This window comes from Brenneria sp. hezel4-2-4 (genome assembly GCF_013155275.1).
Taxonomy (GTDB): domain Bacteria; phylum Pseudomonadota; class Gammaproteobacteria; order Enterobacterales; family Enterobacteriaceae; genus Brenneria.
Map to the genome: position 1 here is coordinate 120295 of NZ_JABJXS010000005.1, position 23184 is coordinate 143478.

Sequence of the window (23184 nt, forward strand, 5' to 3'; positions counted from 1 at the left end):
CCTAGAGTGTAACGCCGCCGTCCCGCCCGCCGCAAAGGTTGTGCCTATGGTTTCGATAGGGAAAGCAACGCGCCTGACCGCCGCCGGATGAGCCGCTTACTCCGGTACAATCTGCTCGACGCGCACATGTCCGGTTCCCGCCGGAACCAGCACGTTATGCAGCCAGGGCAGAACGCTTTCCATTTGCGCTTTCAATTTCCACGGCGGATTGATCACCAACATGCCGGAGGCGGTCATACCGTGCCGATCGCTATCCGGCAACACCGCCAGCTCAATTTGCAGGATGTTGCGGATGCCGGTGGCTTCCAGATCTTTCAATAAGCGCTTGATTTGCTGACGCAGCACCACCGGATACCACAGCGCAAACACCCCGGTGGCGAAACGCCGGTGGCCTTCGTGAATGCCTTTCACCACCGCCTGATAATCCGTTTTCAATTCATAAGGCGGATCGATCAGCACAAAACCGCGCCGCGACAGCGGCGGCAACTGAGATTTCAACTGCTGGTAGCCGTCATCGCGCAAAACTTTGGCGCGGGCATCTTTCTGAAACTCATTACGCAACAGCGGAAAATCGCTGGGATGCAGCTCCGTCAGGTGAATTTTGTCCTGCTCGCGCAACAGCTGGCGGGCGATCAGCGGCGAACCCGGATAATAACGCAGTCGATCATTATGATTATAGGTGCGAACCGCCTGCATGTAAGGTTCAAGTTCAACGGGAATATCGTCGCGCTGCCAGATTTTGGCAATGCCGTCCAGATACTCTCCGGTGCGTTCCGCATGTTCGCCGCTCAACTGATAGCGTCCGGCCCCCGCATGGGTGTCCAGATACAGGAAAGGTTTCTCTTTTTCTTTCAGCGCGGTAATGATCAGGCTCTGAACTGTGTGTTTCACCACATCGGCATGATTGCCGGCGTGGAAGCTATGGCGGTAACTTAGCATAGTGGTTCTTGCTTTCCGATGGCTTGATATTTTCAGGTTAAATCAATCAATTACCTTGATTCAGCCTGTATGTTTCCCTGCTGAACAGTTGCTGCGGCGTTGAAAATAACGGCAATCGCAGAAAGCAGGCAAAAGGATGATGTCTCCGCAGTATAAACCGTCTGACACAGAAAATGACTACACAATGCCACAGCAATATTTTTCGTCGGCGAGGGAGGGATGCCGCCGCGGTTGATTTTCATCATCCTTGCCCTCATCTTAGTGATTAATCCGCTGAAATTTACCTCGGCTTTCATAATCAGGACTGCGCTATGACGAATCCATTACTGACCCCATTCATCCTGCCTCCTTTCTCTAAAATCAAAACAGAAGACATTGTCCCGGCGGTAAAATCCGCGCTGGACGATTGTCGTCAGGCCGTAGAGCGCGTTGTCGCACAGTCCGGCCCGTTTACCTGGGATAACCTTTGTCAGCCGCTGGCCGACAGCAGCGATCGCCTCAGCCGCATCTTTTCGCCGATTAGCCATCTGAATTCGGTAAAAAACAGCCCGGAACTGCGCAGCGCCTACGAACAATGTCTGCCGCTGCTTTCCGAGTACAGCACCTGGGTCGGCCAGCACGCCGGACTGTATCAGGCCTATCGCAGCCTGCGCGACGGCGAGCATTACGCCGCCCTGAGCGTGGCGCGGAAGAAAGCCGTCGACAACGCGCTGCGCGACTTTGAATTGTCCGGCATCGGTCTGCCGCCGGAAAAACAAAAGCGTTATGGCGAAATCGCCGCCCGTCTGTCCGAGTTAGGCTCGCAGTACAGCAATAACGTACTCGACGCCACCATGGGCTGGAGCAAGCTTATCACCGACGTCGCCGAACTGGACGGCCTGCCGGAAAGCGCGCTGGCCGCCGCCAAAGCGCTGGCTGAAGCCAAAGAGCAGGATGGCTGGCTGCTGACGCTGGATATCCCCAGCTATCTGCCGGTGATGACCTACTGCGCCAATCAGGCGCTGCGTGAAGAAATGTACCGCGCCTATGCGACCCGCGCCTCCGATCAGGGGCCGAATGCCGGCAAATGGGATAACAGCGAGGTGATGGCGGAAGAGCTGGCGCTGCGCCATGAACTGGCGCAATTGCTGGGGTTCGACAGCTACGCGCATAAATCGCTGGCGACCAAAATGGCGGAAAATCCACAGCAGGTGATCGCCTTTCTGACCGATCTGGCCAAACGGGCGCGCCCTCAGGCCGAAGAAGAGTTGGCCCAGCTGCGCGCTTTCGCCAAACAGCATTACGCTGTCGATGATTTACAGCCGTGGGATATCACCTACTACAGCGAGCAGCAAAAACAACATCTCTACGCCATCAGCGACGAACAGCTACGTCCCTACTTCCCGGAACAGCGCGTGGTTGAAGGGCTGTTTGAAGTGGTGAAACGCATCTACGGCATTCGCGCCAAAGAGCGGAAAGACGTGGACGTATGGCACCCCGATGTGCGGTTCTTCGATCTGTTTGATGAAGACGGCGAACTGCGCGGCAGCTTCTATCTCGATCTCTACGCCCGCGAACATAAGCGCGGCGGCGCCTGGATGGATGATTGCTCAGGCCGCCTGCGCAAAGGCGATGGCGAGTTGCAAAAACCGGTCGCCTATCTGACCTGTAACTTCAACCGCCCGGTTAACGGCAAACCGGCGCTATTCACCCATGATGAAGTCACCACGCTGTTCCATGAGTTCGGTCATGGCCTGCACCATATGCTGACCCGCATCGATACCGCCGGCGTCGCGGGCATCAGCGGCGTGCCGTGGGATGCGGTCGAACTGCCGAGCCAGTTTATGGAAAACTGGTGCTGGGAACCGGAAGCGCTGGCCTTTATCTCCGGCCATTATGAAACCGGGGAACCGCTGCCGCAGGCGCTGCTGGATAAAATGCTGGCGGCGAAGAACTATCAGGCGGCGCTGTTTATTCTGCGCCAGTTGGAGTTCGGCCTGTTTGATTTCCGTCTGCATGCCGAGTTTGATCCCGCCCGGGGCGCGCAGATCCTGCCGACGTTGGCCGAAATCAAGGCGCTGGTGGCCGTGGTGCCAAGCCCGAGCTGGGGCCGTTTCCCGCACGCTTTCAGCCATATCTTCGCCGGAGGCTACGCCGCCGGTTATTACAGCTATCTGTGGGCCGACGTGCTGGCGGCCGATGCCTACTCCCGCTTTGAGGAAGAGGGGATTTTCAACCGCGCCACCGGTCAATCGTTCCTGGATAACATTCTGTCGCGCGGCGGTTCCGAAGAGCCAATGGAACTGTTCAAACGCTTCCGCGGCCGGGAACCCAAACTGGATGCGATGCTGGCGCATTACGGCATTAAAGGATGAGCGGCAACATCGTATGAGTATCTGCCTGATCGCAGAACAAGGCGCCGATAGCGGCGCCTTATCGTTGCTGGCCGAACGCTGGGGATTGGTTTGCGATCCCGCCGCCGCGCTGGCGCTGGTGCTGACGCCGCAGCGGCTTGAGTTGCGCAAGCGGGATGAACCCCGGCTGGGGGCGATCTATGTCGATTTTGCCGCCGGCCCGCTGGCGCACCGTCGTCGTTTCGGCGGCGGTCGCGGCGAGGCCGTCGCCAAAGCGGTGGGCATCAAAAAGGATTACCTGCCCGACGTGGTGGACGCCACCGCCGGACTGGGCCGCGATGCCTTTGTTCTGGCGTCGCTGGGATGCCGGGTTCGCATGGTGGAACGCCATCCGGTGGTGGCGGCGCTGCTGGACGACGGTCTGCAACGCGGCTATCGGGATGCGGAAATCGGCCCGTGGCTGCGCGAGCGGCTCACGCTGCTGCACGCCTCCAGCCTGAATGCGCTACGCGATATCACGCCGCCGCCCGATGTGGTGTATCTCGACCCGATGTTTCCCCATCGGCAAAAGCGTGCGCTGGTGAAAAAAGAGATGCGGGTATTTCAATCGCTGGTTGGCGCCGATGATGACGCCGACGCCTTGCTGACGCCGGCGCGGGCGCTGGCAAAGAAACGCGTGGTGGTGAAACGGCCCGATTATGCGCCGCCGCTGGCCGGCGTTGCGGCGCAATCGATGCTTGAAACCAAAAGCCACCGCTTTGATTTCTATCTTCCGCTGTAATAGGACGTTTGTACGAGTGCCGGCAATGAGGCTTCCGCCGGCTGCACCGGCTAAGCGCGTTGCCATTAATGCCCCTCCCTGCCATGCTGACTGCGACATAATTTAGGGCGTCTAATGCCGCACGACTCAATTGTCAGCCCAATGAATGAAGATCCATAAGGATTAATATCATAAATCAACCACCTTCCACTGAATTACCAGATATTAATCTGGTAATTCAGAAAAATTCCAGCAATAAATATCGATTAAAAAAACTAAAGCAAATCATCACGCCATTTATTCAAAATTAGTCAATACATTGTAAATTAAATTCAGAATTTTGTATAACAAGTTGTTTTTAAAACACAAAAATACAACACCCATCAATATAGTCATTCAAATAAATAGAATAAGATCCTCAATAACATCCGTTTTCTAATTCATTAGCATCGGCGTAACATTCTTCATATCGAAAGGGAAACAACCTTTCATCTCGTCAACCAGAACAGGATAAGACATTATGAAAAACGTAAAAACCATCGCCGCTGCCGTTGTACTCGCCACCGTTTCTTTTGGTGCTTCCGCTGCTGATTATGTCTCCGCACAGCAAGCACAACAGTTGGAAAAAATCGGTGTGGTCTCCGCCACGGCACACGACCTCAGCTCACTGAAAGCCCAGTTGGCGGAGAAAGCGGACAAAGCCGGCGCCAAAGCTTATTCGATCACCTCGGCAACCGGTGATAACCAACTGCGCGGTACGGCGGTAATCTATAATTAATCTCTCTTTCATCATTATTACCCTCTTCCGGTTTGTCTCCTCATCAGGACAAACCGGCTTTTTTATGTTCCCCCCGGCAATTGATGGCACTTCACCTTTTTAACTATAAAAACCACAAATTGAGATTTAAAAATCGCTCGCCCTCCCTGTTATGTTTATCTCTCTAATGTTGCACATTATCACTTTATTTTAACTTTTGGTTATAAGGAGTCTCTGTGCGTACGCTGTTTATGAGCAAGGATCCAACCACCAGAAGCCCAGGCCGACACCACATGTTTCTGCACCGTTGGCGAGCGGCAGTGGCTATCGTTATCGGACTGTTTAGCGTTGTCGCCCATGCGCAGGAGTCCCTACCGGAGCAGTTCCGCATCGGCTATCAAAAAGGTTCGGTCAGTCTGGTGCTTGCCAAATCCCATCAATTGCTGGAAAAACGCTTTCCTCAGACCAAAATCAGCTGGATTGAATTTCCGGCCGGCCCACAAATGCTGGAAGCGCTTAACGTCGGCAGTATCGATCTGGGCAGTACCGGCGATATTCCGCCGATTTTCGCCCAGGCCGCCGGGGCCGACTTATTGTACGTCGGCGTTGAACCGCCAAAGCCCAAAGCCGAAGTGATTCTGGTTGCCGAAGATAGCCCGATCAACACCGTCGCCGATCTGAAAGGCCGTAAAGTCGCGTTCCAGAAAGGTTCCAGCTCGCACAATCTGCTGCTGAGATCGCTGCAACAGGCGGGTTTGGCATTCAGCGATATCAAACCGACTTATCTTACGCCGGCAGACGCGCGCGCCGCCTTTCAACAAGGCAATGTAGACGCCTGGACTATCTGGGATCCGTATTACTCGGCCGTCTTATTGCAAGGGGGCGTCAGAGTGCTGGCGGACGGCACCGGCCTTAATCAAACCGGTTCTTTCTACCTGGCCGCCCGCCCGTATACCGAAGCGCACGGCGCGTTTATCGCTCAGGTACTGGAGGTGTTGACCCAGGCCGATGCGCTGACGCAAAGCGATCGGGCGCAAAGCATCACGCTACTGGCGAACGCGGTCGGTCTGCCGGAAAACGTGATCGCCACCGCCCTTGACCATCGTCCGCCAACCACCATCAAACCGCTGGAACAGCCCACGATCCAGGCGCAGCAATATACCGCCGACCTGTTTTATGAAAATCGGCTGCTGCCGGTAAAAGTTGATGTATCCCAACGCGTCTGGCGTCCCCGGCTCCAATAACCCGCCATCGCCCGGGAAAATCTTCCCGGTTCACGCATTCAGGAGATAACGCAATGAGTCTTAACGTATTCTGGTTTTTACCCACCCACGGCGACGGCCGCTATCTTGGCAGCGCGGAAGGCGCGCGCCATGTGGATTACGCCTATCTGCAACAGGTGGCGCAGGCCGCGGAACGGCAGGGATTTGGCGGCGTATTGCTGCCTACCGGCCGTTCCTGCGAAGATTCCTGGCTGGTGGCGGCCTCGCTGATCCCGGTGACCCAGCGGCTGAAATTTCTGGTCGCGCTGCGTCCCGGCGTTATTTCGCCGACCATTGCCGCCCGTCAGGCCGCCACGCTGGATCGGCTGTCAAATGGTCGAGCGCTTTTCAACCTGGTCACCGGCGGCGATCCTGAAGAGCTGGCCGCTGAAGGGCTGTTTCTGAACCATGACGAGCGTTATGAGGCCTCCGCCGAATTTACCCACATCTGGCGCAGGTTACTGGAAGGGGAGACGGTCGACTTCGCCGGAAAACATCTTCAGGTCAAAGGGGCAAAGCTGCTATTCCCGCCGGTACAACAGCCGCGGCCGCCGCTTTATTTCGGCGGATCGTCAGCGGCGGCGCAGGATCTGGCGGCCGATCAGGTCGATCTTTATCTGACCTGGGGCGAACCGCCCGCTCAGGTGAAAGAAAAACTGGACGAGGTGCGGGCCAAAGCCCAGGCCAAAGGCCGTCAGGTACGATTCGGCATCCGTCTGCATGTGATTGTCCGGGAAACCACGCAAGAAGCCTGGCAGGCCGCCGATCGGCTGATCGCCCATCTGGACGATGACACCATCGCCAACGCGCAGGCCGCCCTGGCCCGCTTTGATTCCGTCGGACAACAGCGGATGGCCGCGCTGCACGGCGGCAAAAAAGACCGTCTGGAAATCAGCCCCAACCTGTGGGCCGGAGTCGGGCTGGTGCGCGGCGGAGCCGGTACGGCGCTGGTCGGCGACGGCCCGACGGTCGCGGCGCGTATTCAGGAATATGCCGATCTTGGCATCGATACCTTTATCCTGTCCGGTTATCCGCATCTGGAAGAGGCTTATCGGGTCGGAGAGCTGCTGTTTCCGCATCTCGATCTGGCGCACCCCACGCCGTTACGGGCGGTGGAAGCGTCCGGCGAAGCCGTCGCCAATCGTTATATTCCACAGAAAGTGTCGCAAAGCTGAGGGGACAGGCGATGGCTATCTGGCCATGAACGCCCGTGAATTTCTGCAAACGAATGTGGTGGCGGCGGCTATCGTCCTTTATGCCCTGCTCGGAAAACTGGCCGACATCAGCACGCAATGGCTGGAACGCCTGTGGCTACGCTGGAACCCGGCTTATCAGACATCATCGGGAGAAACGTCATGACCGCCTTTATCTCTTCTCATGCGGCAATACCGTCGCCGATTTCCAAAGGCACGCCGCTAATACTGGATTCCATTACCAAGCGCTACGGCGGCCGCACCGTATTGGATGATGTGCGGCTACGTATCCCCGCCGGACAGTTCGTCGCCGTCGTCGGCCGCAGCGGCTGCGGGAAAAGCACGCTGCTGCGCCTGCTGGCCGGACTGGAATCCGCCAGCGGCGGCGCATTGCTGACCGGCAATATGCCGCTTGGCAGCGCCAGCGACAGCACGCGTCTTATGTTTCAGGATGCGCGGCTGCTGCCGTGGAAAAAAGTCATTGATAATGTCGGGCTGGGTCTGCGCGGCAACTGGCGAGCGCAGGCGCAGCAGGCGCTGGCTTCCGTCGGGCTGGCCGATCGCGCCAATGAATGGCCCGCCGCCCTGTCCGGCGGTCAGAAACAGCGCGTGGCGTTGGCCCGGGCATTGATTCATCATCCACGTCTGCTGCTGCTGGATGAGCCGCTGGGCGCGCTGGATGCGCTGACCCGTATTGAAATGCAGAGTCTGATCGAAAGCCTGTGGCTACAGCACGGATTTACCGTGCTGCTGGTCACCCATGATGTGGGCGAGGCCATTGCGCTGGCCGACCGCGTGGTATTGATTGAAGCGGGCCGGATAGGTCTGGATCTGAAGGTGGATCTGCCTCGGCCGCGTCGGCGCGGGTCGGCGAAACTGGCCGAACTGGAAGCGGAAGTGCTTGAGCGGGTGCTGACCCCCGCCTCTTCCTCGTTACCTCGACAAGCCGCGATATAACGAAACGGGAGCGGGAAAAAACGGATTTTCCCCGCTCACCCATTAAATCAAAAAAACTGAATGATTCACTCAATAAGCTCCGTTTTTCCTTTATCAAGTATCGGCGTAATATCCTCTCTATCGAAAGGCAATGACCTTTCACTTCAAATAACACAGAACAGGATATCCATCATGAAAAACGTAAAATTGTTCGCCGCCGCCGCCGTTCTTGCCACCGTTTCTTTTGGCGCTTCCGCTGCCGATTACATCTCTGCTCAACAGGCGCGGAATCAGGAAAAAGTGGGCGTGGTTACCGCGACCGCCCGCAACCTGGACTCGCTACAGGCGCAGTTGGCGGAGAAGGCTGAAAAAGCCGGCGCCAAATCCTATGCCATTACCTCCGCCACCGGTAATAACCAGTTGCGCGGCACGGCAACCCTGTATAACTAATGGCCTGTAAAGATAATCAAAAAAATTAAACGGACTTTCATCTATAATGATGAAAGTCCGTTTTTTCGTCAGCCGTTCCGGCGATGCTCGCCGTAATTTCAGATTTGCACAAAATGCCCGCGGGAGACTTCCCGATAGCCGCGCGCCGGGCTGATAAAGTCCGGCGGCCTCACCGGACTTTTCAACTCATCGCTAAACAAGGTGCGAACCGGTCTGGCCTCCGGATCGGGGATCGGCACCGCCGAAATCAGGCGACGGGTATAATCATGCTGCGGATTATCGAAGATGGCGGCGCGCGGCCCGATCTCGACAATCTCCCCCAGATACATCACCGCGACGCGATGGCTTATCCGCTCAACGACCGCCATATCATGGGAAATAAACAGGAAAGACAGCCCCAGCTTCTGTTGCAAATCCAGCATCAGATTGATGACCTGCGCCTTAACGGAAACATCAAGCGCCGAAACCGATTCGTCGGCGATGATAATTTTCGGTTCCAGCGCCAGCGCTCTGGCGATACAGACCCGTTGCCGTTGCCCGCCGGAAAACTGATGCGGAAAACGTTCCGCCATCCAGTCCGGTAAACCGACCTGTTCCAGCAACGCGCTGACCCGGGCGCGAACATCCTTCGCGCTTGCCAGCCCATGAACCCGCAGCGGCTCGGCGATGGCCTCCCCCACCCGCATTCTTGGATTCAGACTGTCATAGGGGTCCTGAAACACCATTTGGATCTGTCGACGACTGTCCGACAGGCTGTGCTTATCGGCAGTGAGGATATTCTGCCCTTGAACCAGAATTTCCCCGCTGGTGACCTCGGCCAGACGAATAATCGACCGCCCGGTGGTGGATTTCCCGCAGCCCGACTCGCCCACCAAAGACAGGGTTTCGCCAGGCCACAAATCAAAAGAGACGTTTTCTACCGCATGCACCCGCCCGGCCAGCCGGCGAAAAAAACCGGCGCGGATATCAAAGCGAGTCACCAGCTTTTTCACTTCCAGTATCGGCCTGTCGCCGGACAGGGTATTGACCGTCTCCGGTATCGGTTGCGGGGTTCCCGTCTGGAGATCGATCAACGGAAAACGCTGCGGCCATTCGGTGCCCGACATCGATCCCAACTTGGGTACGGCGGACAACAACATGCGGGTATAAGGGTGTTTGGGATGATGAAAAATCTCTCTGGTGGCGGCGTTTTCAACCATTTCGCCCTGATGCATCACCAACGTGCGATCGGACACTTCCGCCACCACGCCCATATCATGGGTGATAAACAGCACCGACATCCCTTCGTCTTCCTGAAGGGTTTTAATCAACGCCAGTATCTGCGCCTGAATGGTGACGTCCAGCGCCGTGGTCGGTTCATCGGCAATCAACAGTTGCGGGTTACAGGCCAGCGCAATGGCAATCACCACCCGCTGGCGCATACCGCCGGAAAAGCTTTGCGGATACTCGTTTAAACGCGATTTGGCGCCGGGAATTCGCACTTTTTCCAACAGACGAAGGGCTTCGGCCTTGGCTTGCGCTCTGTCCATCCCGCGATGCCGGCGCAACACTTCGGTAATCTGATAGCCAATCGGCAACACCGGGTTGAGGCTGGTCATCGGCTCCTGGAAAATCATCCCGATGCGGTTGCCGCGAATATTCTGCATTTCCCGCGAGGAAAGGGAGAGCAATTCCGTGCCGCCAAAGTGGATTTCCCCGCTCACCTGGCTTTGCCCGGCGGGCAGCAGCCGCATGATGGATTTCGCCATCACGCTTTTGCCCGAACCGGACTCGCCCACCACGGCGACGGTCTCTTTCTCACCGATAGTGAAGGAGAGATCGCGCAGCACATTCATCCACTCGCCGTTCACCTGAAAGGCGGTTGTCAAATGTGATACCGACATAATTGGCGACGTCATGTTGTGCCCCTTAGTTTCTTGGATTGAGGATATCGCGCAGCGCATCCCCAACCAGATTGATCGCCACAATCAGCAGCAGCAGCGTCAACCCGGGGAAGAAACTGATCCAGTAATCACCCGACATCAGGTATTCAAAACCGTTGGCAATCAGTAACCCCAGCGACGGCTCCGTCACCGGCAACCCGATGCCCAGAAAAGAGAGCGTCGCCTCCAGCATGATGGCGTACGCGATGCGCATCGTCGCCACCACAATCAACGGCGCCAGGCAATTTGGCAAGATATGCCGAAATAAAATCCGTCGATTGGATAACGCCATGCTGCGGGCGGCATCCACATAGCTTCGGCGGCGTTCGACCAACGCCGAACCGCGAATAGTGCGGGCATAATAAGCCCACTGGGTCACCACCAGCGCCAGGATAATCTTATCGACGCCCTGTCCCAGCACCGCCAGCAGGATCAGGGCAATCAGGATCGGCGGAAAGCTGAGCTGAATGTCGACGATACGCATAATCACCGCGTCCGTCCTGCCGCCCACATAGGCGCTGATTAACCCCAGCGAAGCGCCAATCAGCAGGGCGAACACCGCGCTGGAAAAACCGACCATCAGACTGATGCGGGTGCCGTAAAGAATGGCGCTGAACAAGTCGCGCCCCTGATCGTCGGTGCCCAGCCAATAACTCATGCCGCCGGCGCTGCTCGCGCCGGGAGCCAGACGGCCTTCCATAATGTCCAACTGCATCAGGTCATAGGGGTTTTGCGGTGAAATAATCGGGGCGAATACCGCCAGCAGAATAAAAATCCCCAGAATGATCAGGCCGCACAGCGCCAGCCGGTCTTTGGCGAGCGCAATCAGAACCAGCGAGAAAGCCGAATAAACTTTCTCCTGCCCTGCCGCGCGCTGATGTACGCTATTGGTGGACATCAGTTATTCCCTCCCAGCCGCACTCGCGGGTCAACCAACACATACAGCAGGTCGACGAGCAGGTTAATCACGCTGAACATCACCACGGTTATCATCAGATAGGCCAGGATCACCGGCCTGTCCAGCACCGCGATGGAGTCAATAATCAACTTACCCATGCCCGGCCAGGCGTAAATGGTTTCCGTCACCACCGCAAACGCGATCAGCGAACCCAACTCCAGACCGATAACCGTAATCAGCGGGATCAGGGTGTTGCGCAGCACGTGCACCAGTACAATCCGGGTTTCCGACAGCCCTTTCGAGCGGGCGAATTGCACATAATCCTGTTGCAGACACTCCATCACGCCCGCGCGCATCAAACGGATAATCAGTGAGATTTTAAACAAGGCTAAATTGAAGGCCGGTAAAATCAGGTGTTCAAGGCCGTCTTTGGTCAAAAAGCTGAAAGGAACGCCAAACCACTCGCCGGTGTGACCGCGACCGGACGCCGGCAGCCAACCGAGTTTGACGCTGAAAAACATAATCATCACCAGCCCGATCCAGAACGTCGGCAAACTGAAGCCAAAGATGGAAAAGGTCATAATGGATTTGGCAATGGCGCTGTCCGGCCGTAATCCGGCATAAATGCCCAGCGGAATGCCGACCACCAGCGCGATTATAAATGCCGTCATCGCCAGTTCCAGCGTGGCGGGCATACGTTGAAAAATCAACGTCAGGGCGGGCTGGTTGAAAATAAACGATTTTCCCATGTCGCCCTGCAAGGCATTCCATACAAACAAACCGTACTGTTCCCACACCGGCTTATCCAGACCAAATGACTGGATGACCGCCAATCTTTCGGCGGGCGTCGCCGTCGCGCCCAGCAACATATCCACCGGATCGCCTACCAGATAAACCCCGACGAACACCAGCACCGACATGACGATCAGCGTCAGGATAGTCTGTCCGATACGGCTTAGCAGGTAGGCAATCATTAACTTTCCTCGGAACCGTAGCGGCTCAGGTAGTCGGCAAGCAGGGACAGGAAACCCTGTTCATCAATATCCCGCATCACCAGCGCATTCTCCGGCTGGCCGAGCTTGTGATAAAAATCGGCAAAAACATAACCCGCCGTTTGACCGGTAACCTGCACCCCGACGGCGGCGCTGACGCCGGTAAACAAGGCCGGCTTGAGTAGCCACGCCACCACGGTGGCATCATGGATCGGGCCGCCGTCACGGCCGAAACGGGCGACTTCGCTGCGGTCAAAGGTACGTAAAAGCGCGGCCAACGCTTTGCCGGGCGCGCCGCTGCGCCGTTCAATTTCATCAATCTGCACCGGGCGAATCAGCGCCTGAAACGTCATATCCAACGGCATGATCGTCACCGGAACGCCGGCGGAAAAAACGATGGCCGCCGCGTGGGGATCGGCATACACATTGAAATCGGCCCAGGGAACCCGATTACCCAGCGCGCTAAACGCGCCGCTCATGGTCACAATCCGCCGAATGCCGCGCCCGACATCCGGGTGATGGCGTAAAGCCAACGCCAGGTTGGTCATCGGCCCCAGAGCGCAAATCGTAATCGGATTGTTCTCCGCCGCCGCCCGACGCGCCGTACGCACCAGAAAATCAACGGCATGTTCCCGCTGCGGAAGAAAAGACGTATCCGGCACCAGGTCAGGGGAAAATGCCCCGATATGGGCATATTTTCCGTATACCTGACTACGCACCAGCGGCCCGTGGGCGCCGGCATAAACCGGAACATCGTTTCTGCCGGTCAACCCCACCACCTTGCAGGCATTGGCGAGCGCGGACGCCAGGGGAACATTGCCCGCCACGGCGGTGATCCCCAACACCTCCAGTTCTGGCGCCGCCAGCGCCAGCCAGATGGCAATCGCATCATCCACGCCGGGATCGGTATCAATTATAATACGTTGCGGCACCATCTCAGACTTTCTCGGCATAGCGGGTCAACAGGTCGGAAAATAGCGCAAAAACCCGTTCGGCATCGACCTGGGTAACGACATCCACATTGGGCGGCCGGTCGGTCTTGCCGTACCAGTCGGCGACGGTCTGCCCCATGCAAAGCTCACTTTCGTGCTCAATGTAAACTCGCGCCTTTTCGGTGCGAAAACACGTCGGCGCCAGCATCCAGGCGATCACCAGCGGATCGTGGAGCGGCCCGCCGCGCGATCCGTAACGGCGAACATCGTTACGATCCCAAAAGGCCATCATCTCGCCCAACGGGACGGCGATGCGCCCGGCAAGCGCGATAAACCGCGCAACGTGGTCGGGCGTCAGAATCACCTGATGCGTGGCGTCCAGCGGCAAGGCGACGATGGCGATCGAGGAAGAGAACACCACATGCGCGGCGTGCGGATCGGCCAGCATATTGAACTCCGACGTCAGGCTGCGATTACCCGCCTGGCGATAAGCTCCGCCCATCATCACGATGCGTTCGATGCCGCCGGCAATGTCGGGATTCAGACTTAGCGCCATCGCCAGATTGGTTAACGGCCCCAGCGTACATAACGTTATGCGCTTGCCGGAGGCGACCGCCTTTTCACATTGCTCAATAATGAAACTCACCGCATGCTGTGGTTCAGCCTGCTTTTGCGGCGCCGGTAATACCGTATTGCCCAATCCGCTTTCACCATGAAACTGCCCATGAATAGGCTCCCGGAAAAGCGGGCGATGACAGCCCGCATAAACCGGAATGTCCGTTCGTTTCCCCAGTTCGGTAATCTGTAAAGCGTTACGAACGGTACGCTCCAGCGGTTGATTGCCGCAAACCGCGCAAATCCCCAGAATATCCAGCTCAGGCGCGACAAACGCGCTTAACAGCGCGATGGCGTCATCGATACCCGGATCGCAATCAATAATAATCGGTACGGCACTCATCCGGTTATCGTTCCTTTATTCTTATTTTTTATCGAGTTAAAGCACAAACGGACGCCAGACCGCGACAAATGCACGCTTGCCCGGCCCTGTTTCAACCGTTATTGCGCGGAGCGGACAAAATACGGCAGCGTGTAAGCGTCCGAGCGCCCCACATAGGTGTACTGCTTTTTCATCGCCCAGGTGTTGGACAGGAACATCACCGGGATTACCCCCAGATCGTTCATACCGATATTCATTGCCTCGGCCAATAGCGTTTCCCGCCGCGTGCTATCCAGCGTGGAGCGCGCTTCGTTCAGCGTTTTATCAAAGACAGGATTGGAATAACGACCGCGGTTGCCCTGGCCGGCATGGGGGCCGAAGGTTTCCAGCAATGGCCCCAGTACGCCGGAGGCTTCCCCGGTTTCAATCGCGGCGCCGCCCATAATCAAGCTGAATTCAAGACGGGATGCGCGCGAAAAATAGACGCTGCCCGGCATCGTCACCACATCGGTTTTGATACCGACGCGGGTAAACATCTGACCGATGGCCTGAGCAATTTTAGAATCATTGGGATAGCGATCGTTCGAGGCGTGGAATGTCAGCGTAAAACCGTTGGGGTAGCCCGCCGCCGCCAATTCCTGCTTAGCTTTCTCCGGATTGTAAACCGGCGCGGGAATGGAAGCGGAATACCCGAAATACCCCTTCGGCACAAGCTGAGAGGCCTCAACCGCTTGCCCCTCCATAACACGCTCGACGATTGCCTGGCGATTAAGCGCTAAAGACATCGCCTGACGAACTTCTTTTTTTAGTAATGGATTCTTGCCATCGGGACCTTTAGCGAACGGTGATTCGTCTCGCTGTTGGTCCATGTGCAAGTAAATAATACGATTCCCTGGTGTTGAAATCGTTTGTAGCTGATTGTTGTTTTCAATATTACGACTGTCGGCTGTTGGAACGTTTTCAATCATGTCCACATCACCGGATAAAATTGCTGCTACACGCGCACTACTGTTTTTAAACACGCGGATTGTGACTTTGTCCCATTCCGCTTTTTCCCCCCAATAATTGTCATTACGTTCAAGGACAACTCGGTCATCAGGGACCCAGGAAACAAACTTGAAAGGCCCGGTGCCAATTACGTCTTTGCCGGAATTCAGCGTTTCCGTCGGTACGGTCTCAAGCCGGGCGGGTAAAATGGAAACCCGGCTTAAATTATTCAACAGCAAGGGCGAAGGCGCCTTGGTGATAATCTGAAGCGTTAACGGATTTATTTCTTTAACTTCAGCAATATCACTTACATAAGGAGCATATGAGCTCGGGCTGTTTTTTGATGCCAGCGCAATCCGTTTTATACTGGCAATCACATCTTTGGCAGTGAAATCACTACCGTCATGAAACTTTACCCCTGGACGTAAGGTGAATTCCCAGGTTTTATCATCAATAATTTTCCATGATGTCGCTAAAGCAGGAGAAATTTGTTGTTTTTCATCCTGTAAAACCAGAGCGTCGAAAATATTGCGCGCCATTGCGCTATTTGGTCCACCCACATAAAACTGAGGATCCATTGACGTTGTGGATGAAGCCAGCCCAATATTCAGATCGGCGCTATATACCAAAGGCGAAGACGAAAATAAAACGGCAAAACATACGGCAAGCGTTGATTTTTTCATTCAATAAACCCTCTATTCCATGATTGATTTATGAAGTGTATTAAATATTATGATTCTGAGTCTATGCGCTAGATTGAATAATGAAAAATTGCATTTTGTGTTAAATTGATAACTAAATATTATGTTTGGGAGTGGGAAAGATGCGTATCAATCCCCGTCAGGTTGAGGCTTTTCACAAAGTTATCCTTACCGGTGGGATCACAGCAGCAGCCAATATGATGCATATCACTCAGCCTGCGGTGAGCCGTCTGATTCGCGACTTTGAATACGCTCTAAACCTAAAGCTGTTCGATCGGGACGGGCGGGGCCTTATTCCCCGAGCCGAAGCGATGAAGCTCTATCGGGAAGTGGAGCGTCTGTATCTGGGGCTGGATCACATTGCCCTGATTGCCGACGAAATCCGCCATGCCAAGGGCAGCGTGCTGCGCATCGCTTCCGTTCAGGCCTTGTCCTTTCTCTGCTCTGACGACGTGTTGCCTTCCGTAATCAGCAAATATCCTGATATCACTTTATTTTTAGATATAGAAAGCACCAGTCACATCACCAAGGCGATCGCCGGCAACCAGTACGATGTCGGCTTTATTTTTGGTCAGATCGGCACAAAAGGTCTGGAAGCCGAGACGCTGGCCGACGCCAGCGTGGTCGCGGTGCTCTCCATGGATCACCCGCTTGCCAAAGCGGAGACGATCACCATCGCCGACTTAATGCGCTATCGTGCGATTCTGCCGGGCCGCACCACGCCGTTACGGGCGGAAATCGATCTGTCGATCAGAAAAAACCTGGGGTATTTACCTAACCCGATTGAAACGTCAATGGCGAACTGCTGTGTATTGGCCGCAAAAAATATCGGCATTGGCGTAGTGGATTTCGTTACGGCGCTCAATAGCCAATCCCCGATTATCGTTAAACCGTTTAATCCCGATATAAAAATGGCCTATTGTGCGGTTTATCCGCCACAAATTCCCAGAAGTCAGTTAGTTAATCACATCACTCAGTTGATGAAAGAAAAAATAATCGACTGTCTGGCGTTAAAATAATACCAGACGGCAGCGACATATATTTTACCCATGACTTCATTGGCGAAAATACCGGGAATATATTCCCTGAAATAAATAGCAGGATAATAATTATAAATAATCAGCTCTACCGTTGATGAACCCGCCGTAAGAGTGGGACACAAGAAAGCATCCCATCATAACCCCTCGGTAGGAGTAGGCCCGGGTATCCCAGGCCTACCGGCGATTTTGTCAGCCGCAGGGCGGAGGCGGTTATTTGGCGTTAAGCACAAACTTCTCAATCGCGTAAGCCACGCCGTCTTCCATATTGGTTTTGGTGACGAACTGGCTGGCGGCTTTAATCTGATCGGTTGCATTGCCCATCGCCACGCCAAGCCCGGCATAATGAATCATCGCCAGATCGTTTTCCTGATCGCCCAGCGTCATGACGCTTTCACGGGGAATGTTGAGGTGCTCGGCCAACATTTTTACCCCTTCGCCTTTATTGACCCGCTTATCCAGAATTTCCAGATAATATTCGGCGCTCTTCAGGATGGTATAATTCTCGAATGCTTCCGGCGGGATTTGACTGATAGCCCGATCCAGCACCGGCGGCTCATCAATCATCATCACTTTCGGGAACGTCAGGCGGCGATCCATCTCTTCCACCGTCCGATACTTCAACGGCATGCCGGTCAAATGCGCTTCATGAACGGTGTAAGCGCTGATGTCTTTATTCGCCGTATAGACAAAATTGAAGTCCAGGGCGTGAAAGTGGACGTTGAGTTTACGCGACATCGCCTCGAAGTAGAGATAATCATCAAAGCTAAGCGTGGTTTGCGCCACACACTCGCCATTCACGGTACGCTGCACCAGCGCCCCGTTGTTGGTGACGCAATAGCAGCCTTCCTGCTGTAAATCCAGCTCTTTCAGGTAACGTTCCACGCCAATAAACGGGCGGCCGGTGGCTAACACCACCTGTACGCCTTGCTCCCTGGCGGCGGCGATAGCGGCTTTTACGGCGGGTGAGATTTGATTTTGGGGCGTCAGCAGCGTCCCATCCATATCGATTGCAATTAATTTAATAGACATAATTTTCTCAGCATCAAATTATCTGTTTCATGCTAACGCGATTCAGTGATGAAGTCGCCAGCGAAATGCGGCATGATGACGCGCAAACGGCGCATGCAAATAAAAAAGCCGCGCTGGCCGCACGGCTTACCTCGTCAATCCTTCTCGCTACAGATCGGCGCCATTGCTGGCAATCACTTGCTTATACCAGTTAAAGCTCTTTTTGCGGGAGCGCCGTAACGTACCGGTGCCATCATCATGTTTATCGACGTAGATAAAGCCATAACGCTTGCTGTACTGGCCGGTGGTAAACGAAACGCAGTCGATACAACCCCAGGGGGTATAGCCCATTAGGTCGACCCCGTCCTCCAGCACGGCTTTCTTCATCTGTTCAATGTGCGCGCTGAGATAGGCGATACGATAATCGTCGTGGATTTGCCCATCCGCCGCCACTTTATCGACCGCGCCGAAACCGTTCTCCACAATGAACATCGGTTTTTGGTAACGCTCGTAGAAGCTATTCAGCGTGTAACGCAGCCCCACCGGATCAATCTGCCAGCCCCATTCCGAAGCGGAAACGTGCGGATTTTTCACCGCCCCTGGAAAGCCTGCGATGGCATCATCCACTTCCTGGTCTTGCGCCGCTTTCTGTACGGCATTACTCATGTAGTAGCTGAAGCCCAGATAATCGGCGCAGCCGTCACGCAGGGTTTGTTCGTCTTCCGGCTGCATATCGATGTGATAGCCTTTTCTGGCCCACTCTTTCAAGATATACGCCGGGTAATAGCCGCGTAATTGCACGTCGCCAAACAGATGACGCTCACGCATCGCCTCCTGGGCGAACATCACGTCATCCGGATGACAAGACCACGGGTAAAGCGGCACCAGCGCCAGCATACAGCCGATTTTGAAGTCCGGATTGATCTCGTGCCCCAGCTTCACCACTTTGGCGCTGGCCACAAACTGGTGATGCAGCGTCTGGTACATCGCCTGTTCAGGATTGTCGTGCTCGGTGAACACTACGCCGGAACAGCAATAACCGAACAGCGGGTAACGCCAGTTGCGCTGGTTGTTGATTTCATTAAAGGTCATCCAGTATTTCACTTTGGACCGATAGCGCTTCATCACCACGTCACTGTAGCGTACAAAGAAATCCACCACTTTACGGTTCAGCCACCCGCCATACTGTTTGACCAGATGATACGGCATCTCGAAATGAGAGAGGGTAATCACCGGTTCAATATTGTGTTTCAGCAGTTCATCAAACAGATCGTCATAGAATTGCAGCCCGGCTTCATTCGGCTCCTGCTCGTCGCCATTGGGGAAAATGCGCGTCCAGGCGATGGAGGTCCGAAAACATTTAAACCCCATTTCCGCCAACAGCGCGATATCCTGTTTATAGTGGGAATAAAACTCTACCGCCTGATGATTGGGATAGCTGAATCCGGGCTGTACCCCATCGGTTATCACACGATCCACGCCGTGCGCGCCGCCGGACAATACGTCGCAAATACTGACCCCTTTCCCACCTTGATCCCAACCGCCTTCAACCTGATGCGCCGCTACCGCGCCGCCCCACAGAAACTCTTTCGGTAACTGCTGAACAGACATCTCATATCCTTCTTTGCTTATGATGAAATAAACCGGCGTCACGCCGTTGAAATCGTGGCCGCTGCGCTTCGCCGTCTACGTCGCCGGGGGCGTAAGCGCGGCAATCTTCCGATGTAAATAGATAAGCTCTTCAACCAGTTCACGACACAGCATCGCGTTCATCAGGTGATCTTGCGCATGGATCAGAATCAGATTGACCGGTATTTTTCCACTCCCCTCATCCGCGCCAATCAGCGTCGTCTGCATCCGATGAGCTTTACGAGCGGCGCCGGCAGCCTCGGCCAGCAGCGCGTCAGCCTTATCCCAGTCCTGTTTTCTGGCGGCGCTCAGCGCTTCCATCGCGTTGGAGCGCGCTTCTCCGGCATGGATAATCAGTTCCATTATGGTGTTTTCATCCAGTTCCATCAGCGCGCCCCCTCGGTTTGTGCGCCGTCTTTTTCCTGCGCTAAAAGCTGGCGTTCATACAGTTTGAAAAACGGGTAATAAATCACCGACGACACAATAATCAATACCCCCACCAGCACCACCGCCCGCCAATCCCAGCCGGTGGACCAGGCCGCGCCGATCGGCCCCGGCGTCGTCCAGGGCGCCAGCGCTATCACATGGTTGACCAGATCGGTTCTGGTGGCGGTATAGGCAATGACGGCGTTAACCAGCGGCGCGGCGATAAAAGGAATAAACAACAGCGGATTCATCACCACCGGCGAGCCAAAAATAACCGGTTCATTGATGTTGAACATACTGGGCACCACGGCCAGCTTGCCGATCGAACGCAGGTGCGCGGAACGGCTGCGCAGATAGAGGAACACCAGCCCCATAGTCGAACCGGAACCGCCCACCACAATAAAGAACTGCCAGAAGGGTTCGATAAAGATCTGGGTGATGGGCTCGCCCGCATTGAGCGCCTGCTGATTGATGCCCAGGTTGGTCAACCAGAAAGCCTGCAAAATACCCGTCACAATCACCGCGCCGTGGATCCCGGCAAACCACAACAAATGGCACAGCAGCACGGCGATCAAAATAGCCGGCAGCGAATCCGAGGCGGAGATAATCGGCGCGAAGATCGCCATAATCGCCTGCGGCAGCAGCATGTCAAACTGGCTTTGAATAAGCAGACTGAGCGGGAACAGCGTCAGGAAGATGGCGAGGATCGGAATGAGCAGGTCAAAAGACTGGCGGATCTTCGGCGGCACCTGCTCCGGCAGCCGGATACCGATATTACGCTTCTGGAGGAAATGCATTAACTCGGTGGTATAGAGCGAAACCAGGATCGCCGTAAATATCCCTTCGCCCCCCAGCGACCCCACCGGTAAGCTGCCGCCAGCCTGCGGCGCCGCCACCACCAGAAACGACATCAGCGATAAACTGGCCGCCATAAAGCCATTCATCTTATAGCTTTGCGCCAGGTTATAGGCAATTGCGCCGACAATATAGAGCGCCATGATCCCCATGGTCATATTGTAGGGCATCATAATCTGTTCGCTATGGCGTGCCACCACCCCTAACCACCACCGGGCGAACGCCCACTGGCTGTCGGCGCTAAAAGGGGGATGAGCAAATAGCAGCATAAAGGAACCGACAATCAAAAATGGCATGGAGGCGATAAAACCATCTTTAATTGCCACAATATGGCGTTGACTGGAAATTTTTACGGCAACCGGACTGATACGGTTTTCAATTACGCTGAATAATGACTCACTGAATGTACTCATTATTATTTCCCGTAATTTAGCCGATCATCGCCAGCGCATCGTTGAGAACTTTCTCACCATTCATCATTCCATAATCAATGATATTGATAACGGCGATAGGCTTGTTTTGCGCAGCGGCAATCACTTTAAATTCCGCCAGCTTATATTTGATCTGCGGCCCAAGCAGACAGCAGTCATACTCTAAAATCGCCTCATTAAACTCTTCAAAACCAACGGCTTTTATCTCGACGGCGATCCCTTTTTCCCGCGCGACTTTTTCCATGCGCTGAACCAACATGCTGGTGGACATACCTGCTGCGCAACAGAGTAAAATCTTATTCATCCTGCACCTCACCGCTTAATTTTTTTATTATTCAAGCAACATAACAAGCAATGTGCAACCGGTTTCATATTAAATTCTTCGTTTTTTGAACACGATCATGGATAAGGTTTATCAGCAATAAAAAACTTCCCTGTCCGCCGTTTAACGATTATAAAAAACGAGCTGTTTATCCTTATAATAAAAGGGGGAAGCAGAAAGCGGTTCCAGTTTGGCTTGGCGAATTGAGAAAACAGAATGACAACCATGCTCGATGTGGCGAAAAAAGCAGGCGTATCAAAGGCGACGGTATCACGTGTGCTGACAGGTAATAACTACGTCAGCCAAACCACCAAAGACCGGGTTTTCAAGGCTATCGAGGAGATGGGATACCGGCCAAATTTATTGGCGCGTCAGCTTGCCACCAATAAATCCCAGAGCATCGGGCTGGTCGTCACCAACACGCTGTATAACGGCCCTTATTTCAATGAGTTGCTTTTCCAGACCGCCACCATGACCGAGCAACACGGACGCCAGTTGATTCTCGCCGACGGCAAACACAGCGCAGAAGAAGAACAGCAGGCCATCAAGTTTCTGCTCGATTTACGCTGCGATGCGGTCATCATCTACCCGCGTTTTCTGTCCATTGCGGCGCTGGAAAACATCATCGAGCAACACCGGCAACCCATTATGGTGGTGAACCGGAAACTGAACCATCATGAAGAAAACGGCATCTGCGCCGACCATCAGTCGCACTGTTTTGACGCCGTCAATTACCTGATTGATAACGGCCATCGGGATATTGCGTTTATTCTTGGCGCGTCGGGATCGCCCACCGGGGAAAGCCGCTTCTCAGGTTATCGGCAGGCGCTGGCGGGAAAAGGCATTGCCTTCAACGACAAACTGGTGGTCGAGGGCGACTGGACGCCGGAAAGCGGTTACGCCGCCGTGAACACGCTGTACCAGCGAGGCATCGCTTTCAGCGCGCTGGCGGCCAGCAATGACGATATGGCGATTGGCGCGGCAAAAGCCTTTCGCGAAAAGGGAATCGCGATACCGGATGATGTCTCGCTGCTGGGCTTCGATGACCTGCCCCTGGCCTCCTGGGCGCACCCGCCGCTGACCACCGTTCATGTCCCGGTGGCGGAAATGATTAAGCGCACCCTTGAGAAACTGCTCTGTATGCTAGAGGGTAAAACCGCCGCGCCGTCTCCCCCGTTTCAAGGCTCGCTGATCGTTCGCGAATCGGTGGGCAAAGGCCCGGCGGCCCGCTAACCCCGGCGTTTACGCGCCAGGCCGAGCGCCTGGCGCGGCGCCAAAAAGATTGAACGCTAATAATATGCGCAATATGCTACTGTTATTCCTATCGGCTTGCGACCTGCTTGATACAAGCATCGCTCACTAGCCTATATATTCCTATACACTAAATAGTTCGAGTTGCAGGACAAAACGTTATTGTTTTGAACAACGCAAAGCGTTGGCCCTTTATGGGCGAGCCCCAGAGAGGGGCCGAGTA

General features: G+C 54.9%; 22 protein-coding genes and 1 pseudogene. 10 read left to right on the forward strand and 13 right to left on the reverse strand.

All coding sequences use genetic code 11. The annotated features are described in order from the left end of the window. Positions 1 to 96: 96 nt before the first annotated feature. Together HOY33_RS12440 and HOY33_RS12445 are read right to left on the reverse strand one after the other, a co-directional pair. Positions 97 to 939 (reverse strand): 23S rRNA (adenine(2030)-N(6))-methyltransferase RlmJ, encoded by an 843-nt coding sequence (locus HOY33_RS12440; RefSeq protein ID WP_172290531.1) that lies wholly within the window; start codon positions 937 to 939, stop codon positions 97 to 99. A gap of 50 nt (positions 940 to 989) precedes the next feature. After that, the gene (locus HOY33_RS12445) at positions 990 to 1184 is read right to left on the reverse strand and encodes a hypothetical protein (protein ID WP_172290532.1); all 195 of its coding nucleotides are present in this window, start codon (positions 1182 to 1184) and stop codon (positions 990 to 992) included. Positions 1185 to 1250: 66 nt separating this feature from the next. Between HOY33_RS12445 and prlC the strand changes: the two genes are divergently transcribed. The 8 genes and pseudogenes from prlC to HOY33_RS12485 all read left to right on the forward strand — a co-directional run bounded on the left by prlC (position 1251) and on the right by HOY33_RS12485 (position 8630). After that, on the forward strand, positions 1251 to 3293 hold the full coding sequence (gene prlC / locus HOY33_RS12450) for an oligopeptidase A (protein ID WP_172290533.1): 2043 nt from the start codon (positions 1251 to 1253) through the stop codon (positions 3291 to 3293). Positions 3294 to 3306: 13 nt separating this feature from the next. Next, positions 3307 to 4053 (forward strand): 16S rRNA (guanine(1516)-N(2))-methyltransferase RsmJ, encoded by a 747-nt coding sequence (gene rsmJ / locus HOY33_RS12455; protein WP_172290534.1) that lies wholly within the window; start codon positions 3307 to 3309, stop codon positions 4051 to 4053. A gap of 499 nt (positions 4054 to 4552) precedes the next feature. Continuing rightward, entirely contained in the window at positions 4553 to 4810 is a 258-nt protein-coding gene (locus tag HOY33_RS12460) for a YdgH/BhsA/McbA-like domain containing protein (protein ID WP_172290535.1), read from the forward strand. A gap of 272 nt (positions 4811 to 5082) precedes the next feature. Next, positions 5083 to 6033, forward strand: coding sequence for a sulfonate ABC transporter substrate-binding protein (locus tag HOY33_RS12465; RefSeq protein ID WP_172290536.1), 951 nt, complete (start codon positions 5083 to 5085; stop codon positions 6031 to 6033). A gap of 53 nt (positions 6034 to 6086) precedes the next feature. After that, positions 6087 to 7226, forward strand: a complete 1140-nt coding sequence (gene ssuD / locus HOY33_RS12470; RefSeq protein WP_172290537.1) for an FMNH2-dependent alkanesulfonate monooxygenase — start codon at positions 6087 to 6089, stop codon at positions 7224 to 7226. A 4-nt stretch (positions 7227 to 7230) separates the two neighbouring features. Next, positions 7231 to 7410 (forward strand): annotated as a pseudogene (gene ssuC, locus HOY33_RS12475) (aliphatic sulfonate ABC transporter permease SsuC); the annotation flags it as partial. Further along, entirely contained in the window at positions 7407 to 8201 is a 795-nt protein-coding gene (ssuB, locus tag HOY33_RS12480; protein WP_172290538.1) for an aliphatic sulfonates ABC transporter ATP-binding protein, read from the forward strand. The pseudogene ssuC and the gene ssuB, both read left to right, overlap by 4 nt. A gap of 171 nt (positions 8202 to 8372) precedes the next feature. Further along, positions 8373 to 8630 (forward strand): YdgH/BhsA/McbA-like domain containing protein, encoded by a 258-nt coding sequence (locus HOY33_RS12485; RefSeq protein WP_172290539.1) that lies wholly within the window; start codon positions 8373 to 8375, stop codon positions 8628 to 8630. Positions 8631 to 8728: 98 nt separating this feature from the next. On the opposite strand, the gene HOY33_RS12490 is transcribed toward HOY33_RS12485, so the two are convergent. From HOY33_RS12490 to HOY33_RS12515, 6 genes are all read right to left on the reverse strand, one after another. Further along, on the reverse strand, positions 8729 to 10528 hold the full coding sequence (locus HOY33_RS12490) for an ABC transporter ATP-binding protein (protein ID WP_172290540.1): 1800 nt from the start codon (positions 10526 to 10528) through the stop codon (positions 8729 to 8731). Between the two features lie 10 nt (positions 10529 to 10538). Then, positions 10539 to 11450 (reverse strand): ABC transporter permease, encoded by a 912-nt coding sequence (locus HOY33_RS12495; protein WP_172290541.1) that lies wholly within the window; start codon positions 11448 to 11450, stop codon positions 10539 to 10541. Next, entirely contained in the window at positions 11450 to 12424 is a 975-nt protein-coding gene (locus tag HOY33_RS12500; RefSeq protein ID WP_172290542.1) for an ABC transporter permease, read from the reverse strand. The genes HOY33_RS12495 and HOY33_RS12500 overlap by 1 nt, the downstream gene beginning before the upstream one ends. After that, positions 12424 to 13377, reverse strand: coding sequence for a nucleoside hydrolase (locus HOY33_RS12505; protein WP_172290663.1), 954 nt, complete (start codon positions 13375 to 13377; stop codon positions 12424 to 12426). The genes HOY33_RS12500 and HOY33_RS12505 overlap by 1 nt, the downstream gene beginning before the upstream one ends. A gap of 1 nt (position 13378) precedes the next feature. Further along, positions 13379 to 14332, reverse strand: a complete 954-nt coding sequence (locus tag HOY33_RS12510) for a nucleoside hydrolase (RefSeq protein ID WP_172290543.1) — start codon at positions 14330 to 14332, stop codon at positions 13379 to 13381. 98 nt (positions 14333 to 14430) lie between these two features. Then, positions 14431 to 15981, reverse strand: a complete 1551-nt coding sequence (locus tag HOY33_RS12515; RefSeq protein ID WP_172290544.1) for an ABC transporter substrate-binding protein — start codon at positions 15979 to 15981, stop codon at positions 14431 to 14433. Positions 15982 to 16121: 140 nt separating this feature from the next. Here HOY33_RS12515 and HOY33_RS12520 point away from each other — a divergent pair, with 140 nt between their 5' ends. Next, positions 16122 to 17018, forward strand: a complete 897-nt coding sequence (locus tag HOY33_RS12520) for a LysR family transcriptional regulator (RefSeq protein ID WP_172290545.1) — start codon at positions 16122 to 16124, stop codon at positions 17016 to 17018. Between the two features lie 231 nt (positions 17019 to 17249). Here HOY33_RS12520 and yidA read toward each other — a convergent pair whose 3' ends face one another. From yidA to HOY33_RS12545, 5 genes are all read right to left on the reverse strand, one after another. Then, entirely contained in the window at positions 17250 to 18068 is an 819-nt protein-coding gene (gene yidA, locus HOY33_RS12525; protein WP_172290546.1) for a sugar-phosphatase, read from the reverse strand. A gap of 147 nt (positions 18069 to 18215) precedes the next feature. Further along, positions 18216 to 19658 carry a 6-phospho-beta-glucosidase gene (locus HOY33_RS12530; RefSeq protein ID WP_172290547.1) on the reverse strand — a complete coding sequence of 481 codons (1443 nt, stop codon included), beginning with the start codon at positions 19656 to 19658 and terminating at the stop codon, positions 18216 to 18218. 75 nt (positions 19659 to 19733) lie between these two features. Next, positions 19734 to 20063, reverse strand: coding sequence for a PTS lactose/cellobiose transporter subunit IIA (locus tag HOY33_RS12535; protein ID WP_172290548.1), 330 nt, complete (start codon positions 20061 to 20063; stop codon positions 19734 to 19736). Further along, positions 20063 to 21370: a PTS sugar transporter subunit IIC gene (locus HOY33_RS12540; RefSeq protein WP_172290549.1), complete on the reverse strand. Its 1308-nt coding sequence runs from the start codon at positions 21368 to 21370 to the stop codon at positions 20063 to 20065. Before HOY33_RS12540 ends, HOY33_RS12535 begins: the two co-directional genes overlap by 1 nt. A gap of 16 nt (positions 21371 to 21386) precedes the next feature. Then, positions 21387 to 21692 (reverse strand): PTS sugar transporter subunit IIB, encoded by a 306-nt coding sequence (locus HOY33_RS12545; protein ID WP_172290550.1) that lies wholly within the window; start codon positions 21690 to 21692, stop codon positions 21387 to 21389. 234 nt (positions 21693 to 21926) lie between these two features. Here HOY33_RS12545 and HOY33_RS12550 point away from each other — a divergent pair, with 234 nt between their 5' ends. Beyond that, positions 21927 to 22943, forward strand: a complete 1017-nt coding sequence (locus HOY33_RS12550) for a LacI family DNA-binding transcriptional regulator (RefSeq protein WP_172290551.1) — start codon at positions 21927 to 21929, stop codon at positions 22941 to 22943. Positions 22944 to 23184: the final 241 nt, after the last annotated feature.

Bases quoted from the DNA above. Each gene is read 5' to 3' on its own strand.
- HOY33_RS12440 (WP_172290531.1), bottom strand. From the start codon at position 939: ATGCTAAGTTACCGCCATAGCTTCCACGCCGGCAATCATGCCGATGTG.
- HOY33_RS12445 (WP_172290532.1), bottom strand. From the start codon at position 1,184: ATGATGAAAATCAACCGCGGCGGCATCCCTCCCTCGCCGACGAAAAAT.
- prlC (WP_172290533.1), top strand. From the start codon at position 1,251: ATGACGAATCCATTACTGACCCCATTCATCCTGCCTCCTTTCTCTAAA.
- rsmJ (WP_172290534.1), top strand. From the start codon at position 3,307: ATGAGTATCTGCCTGATCGCAGAACAAGGCGCCGATAGCGGCGCCTTA.
- HOY33_RS12460 (WP_172290535.1), top strand. From the start codon at position 4,553: ATGAAAAACGTAAAAACCATCGCCGCTGCCGTTGTACTCGCCACCGTT.
- HOY33_RS12465 (WP_172290536.1), top strand. From the start codon at position 5,083: ATGTTTCTGCACCGTTGGCGAGCGGCAGTGGCTATCGTTATCGGACTG.
- ssuD (WP_172290537.1), top strand. From the start codon at position 6,087: ATGAGTCTTAACGTATTCTGGTTTTTACCCACCCACGGCGACGGCCGC.
- ssuB (WP_172290538.1), top strand. From the start codon at position 7,407: ATGACCGCCTTTATCTCTTCTCATGCGGCAATACCGTCGCCGATTTCC.
- HOY33_RS12485 (WP_172290539.1), top strand. From the start codon at position 8,373: ATGAAAAACGTAAAATTGTTCGCCGCCGCCGCCGTTCTTGCCACCGTT.
- HOY33_RS12490 (WP_172290540.1), bottom strand. From the start codon at position 10,528: ATGACGTCGCCAATTATGTCGGTATCACATTTGACAACCGCCTTTCAG.
- HOY33_RS12495 (WP_172290541.1), bottom strand. From the start codon at position 11,450: ATGTCCACCAATAGCGTACATCAGCGCGCGGCAGGGCAGGAGAAAGTT.
- HOY33_RS12500 (WP_172290542.1), bottom strand. From the start codon at position 12,424: ATGATTGCCTACCTGCTAAGCCGTATCGGACAGACTATCCTGACGCTG.
- HOY33_RS12505 (WP_172290663.1), bottom strand. From the start codon at position 13,377: ATGGTGCCGCAACGTATTATAATTGATACCGATCCCGGCGTGGATGAT.
- HOY33_RS12510 (WP_172290543.1), bottom strand. From the start codon at position 14,332: ATGAGTGCCGTACCGATTATTATTGATTGCGATCCGGGTATCGATGAC.
- HOY33_RS12515 (WP_172290544.1), bottom strand. From the start codon at position 15,981: ATGAAAAAATCAACGCTTGCCGTATGTTTTGCCGTTTTATTTTCGTCT.
- HOY33_RS12520 (WP_172290545.1), top strand. From the start codon at position 16,122: ATGCGTATCAATCCCCGTCAGGTTGAGGCTTTTCACAAAGTTATCCTT.
- yidA (WP_172290546.1), bottom strand. From the start codon at position 18,068: ATGTCTATTAAATTAATTGCAATCGATATGGATGGGACGCTGCTGACG.
- HOY33_RS12530 (WP_172290547.1), bottom strand. From the start codon at position 19,658: ATGTCTGTTCAGCAGTTACCGAAAGAGTTTCTGTGGGGCGGCGCGGTA.
- HOY33_RS12535 (WP_172290548.1), bottom strand. From the start codon at position 20,063: ATGGAACTGGATGAAAACACCATAATGGAACTGATTATCCATGCCGGA.
- HOY33_RS12540 (WP_172290549.1), bottom strand. From the start codon at position 21,370: ATGAGTACATTCAGTGAGTCATTATTCAGCGTAATTGAAAACCGTATC.
- HOY33_RS12545 (WP_172290550.1), bottom strand. From the start codon at position 21,692: ATGAATAAGATTTTACTCTGTTGCGCAGCAGGTATGTCCACCAGCATG.
- HOY33_RS12550 (WP_172290551.1), top strand. From the start codon at position 21,927: ATGACAACCATGCTCGATGTGGCGAAAAAAGCAGGCGTATCAAAGGCG.